The sequence below is a fragment of the bacterium genome, from assembly GCA_024224155.1.
GTDB lineage: Bacteria > Acidobacteriota > Thermoanaerobaculia > Multivoradales > JAHEKO01 > CALZIK01.
Genome location: JAAENP010000215.1, coordinates 1 through 2336, shown reverse-complemented (window position 1 = coordinate 2336; position 2336 = coordinate 1). Strand labels below are relative to the sequence as shown.

At 61.3% G+C, this 2336-nt stretch carries 3 protein-coding genes; 2 read left to right on the top strand and 1 reads right to left on the bottom strand.

Features of this window, described 5'->3' with window-relative positions; all coding sequences use genetic code 11:
- Positions 1-40: 40 nt before the first annotated feature.
- Together GY769_11850 and GY769_11845 are read left to right on the top strand one after the other, a co-directional pair.
- Positions 41-1114, top strand: coding sequence for an ISKra4 family transposase (locus tag GY769_11850; protein ID MCP4202615.1), 1074 nt, complete (start codon positions 41-43; stop codon positions 1112-1114).
- On the top strand, positions 1107-1364 hold the full coding sequence (locus GY769_11845) for a pentapeptide repeat-containing protein (protein ID MCP4202614.1): 258 nt from the start codon (positions 1107-1109) through the stop codon (positions 1362-1364). Before GY769_11850 ends, GY769_11845 begins: the two co-directional genes overlap by 8 nt.
- 176 nt (positions 1365-1540) lie before the next feature.
- Here GY769_11845 and GY769_11840 read toward each other — a convergent pair.
- A partial coding sequence (locus tag GY769_11840) for a hypothetical protein (protein MCP4202613.1) occupies positions 1541-2336 on the bottom strand: 796 nt, incomplete at its 5' end.

Here is a 2336-nt window from a genome sequence, read left to right as displayed (position 1 = left end):
CCAACGCGGGGGCCAGCCTGGGGGAAGGGTGGTGGACCCTGTGAGCTTGCGGTCGGGAGTCGTGGGGGACGGCTGGCTTCCGAACGCAGCGCGGGCCATGGCCCATGCGGTGCAGCAAGGGACATCGCGTGAAGCGGAAGCAAGCGCACGAGAGTTTGGGCGGCTGCCCTACTCGCGCTCGAGCTTCGAGAAGGTGGGACACCTGGTCGGAGCACTCGCGGTGGCTGATCGAGAGGACATCGAGGATGTCTCGATCGACGCCTACGAGGTGCCAGAAAAGGCGAGCCCGATCAGCATTTCTCTCGATCGAGTCAGTATACCCATGGAGGAGCCTCGGCCTCGGCCGGTCGGTCGACCCAAGAAGGGAGCACCGAAGCGGCCGGTCGAACGGAAGTTCCGCATGGCCTACTGCGGGACCGTGACCCTTCACGACGAGACCGGAGCAGCGCTTCATACGATCCGCTACGGCTGCATGCCCGAGGGGGACATCCTTGGGCTGCGCAATCGCCTGGTCGCCGATGTGGCGACGCTGAGAAGTAAGCGCTCGGATCTGAGGATCCAGCTACTTTGCGACGGAGCCCCAGAGATGTGGAATCTATTGGAGGGCGGGTTCACGAGAGAGAAGTTCGAGGAAGACATCGAGCAGCTCGTGGACTTTCCGTACCTGGTTTCAAAGCTCAGTGCCGCCGCCAAGGTTATCGCCGACGCAGGCACGGAAGACGAAACAATGAAGCGCTGGAAGCTGAGGCTGCTGAACCGAGACCACGGTGCCATCGAGATCCTTGAAGAATTGATCGCATCGGGAATGGATGAAGGTGTCACCGACGACAACCCTGTTCACGCGGCGATTTCGTATCTCGACAATCACGGCAAAGAGGCCGATCGGATGAACTATGCGCGGGCCCGGAGGCTTGGCCTTGCTATCGGAAGTGGCAACGTCGAGGCGACCTGCAAGAGCCTCTTCGAGCTCCGCCTCAAGCGCTGTGGCGCTCGGTGGAAGGAGGAAACGGGGCAGCACATCGTACAGTTGCGAGCGCTCGCCCTCAGCGATCGGTGGGGACCCGCGATAGAACTCACTCTACGCCCGCTCAGTAGAGCCGTTCGCGCTGCTTGATCAGTATGGAAACCACACCCGCGCTAACCTGCTAAATGCAAATCTGGCAGATGCGAATCTTTCCCATGTAGACTTCTCCGGAGCCAGCTTGGCTGCTACAACTCTTGAGCGTACTCGGTTGAAAGGCGCAGTTTTTAGCGGGGCGAAATTAAGGAAATTAAGGTGCCACCTAACTCGGTCGCGGGGAACAAACCATATTCTCGTTCCTGGGTGGCCAGCGAGTTCTGGAATAATTCGGGGCTCTCTTTAAGTACTTGCCGCGCCGCGGCTCGAGGTCACAGCTCTTGTCGAGCACCGAACAAACCATATTCTCGTTCCTGAGCGGAGTTCTCGTAATGTACAAACCAACAAGCGCACCTTGGCCTGCAAGCGCAGATTCGAAAGAGTCGAGCGCTTCGATAGGGCGACCGTGGCCGCAGTACGGCCTCAGGTCGCAGCAGCGAAGAGAGCAGCGAAGCTCCGCGAGCCGCCGGCATCGGCCAGCGGGTCGAACTCCTCGCCACTGCGGACGAACGGGAGACTCGGAGGGAAGCTGCCCTTTGGGAAGATCGCCGCTGTGACGTTGCCGAACTTGATCTTGAGCGAGGCTTCCTGGAAGAACGCGACGAAAGCACGGTATGCTTGGCGGAAGCGCTCGCGCATGTTCTTGCTCGCGGCGTGGCATGGCGGCTTCGGCGAGCTCTTGCTCCGTGTCGGGCGCTCAAGGGGATTCTGATGGCGGATCTTCTCCATGCCCACGACGTGGGTGCCGAGCTCTTCGCGCAGCTCCGCTGCTGCGGTCTCGATCTCGGCGACTATTTGCGCCACGCGCTTGCGGATCTCGGCCGTCGGCAGGTTCCTCCAGCAGGGCAGCGGCGCCACCTTCAGCTCGTAGGGGGTCATGAAGTCGCCACGTTTGACCGGCTCGGCCGGGGTCTCGTTGCGTGCCGCTTTCCGCTCGGCCTGGCGATGGACTTCGTACTCGAGGGCACGGTCGTACCACATGCCGATCATCGGCTTGCCGTCGATCAGCGCCTCGGCGCAGTGGAGACCCTCCCAGTCAGCGATCCGAGCGACCAGATTCTCCTTGACGGTGTTGGAGAGGACATACCGGAGTCGCTCGACCAAGGCTTCAGGCTCGGGGGAAATCGGGATCAGGTGATACCGATCGGCCCAGAAACTTCCATGCCACTCGATCAAGCGACCGGCCTCGCGCGCGATGTTGCCGTTGACGAACTCCATG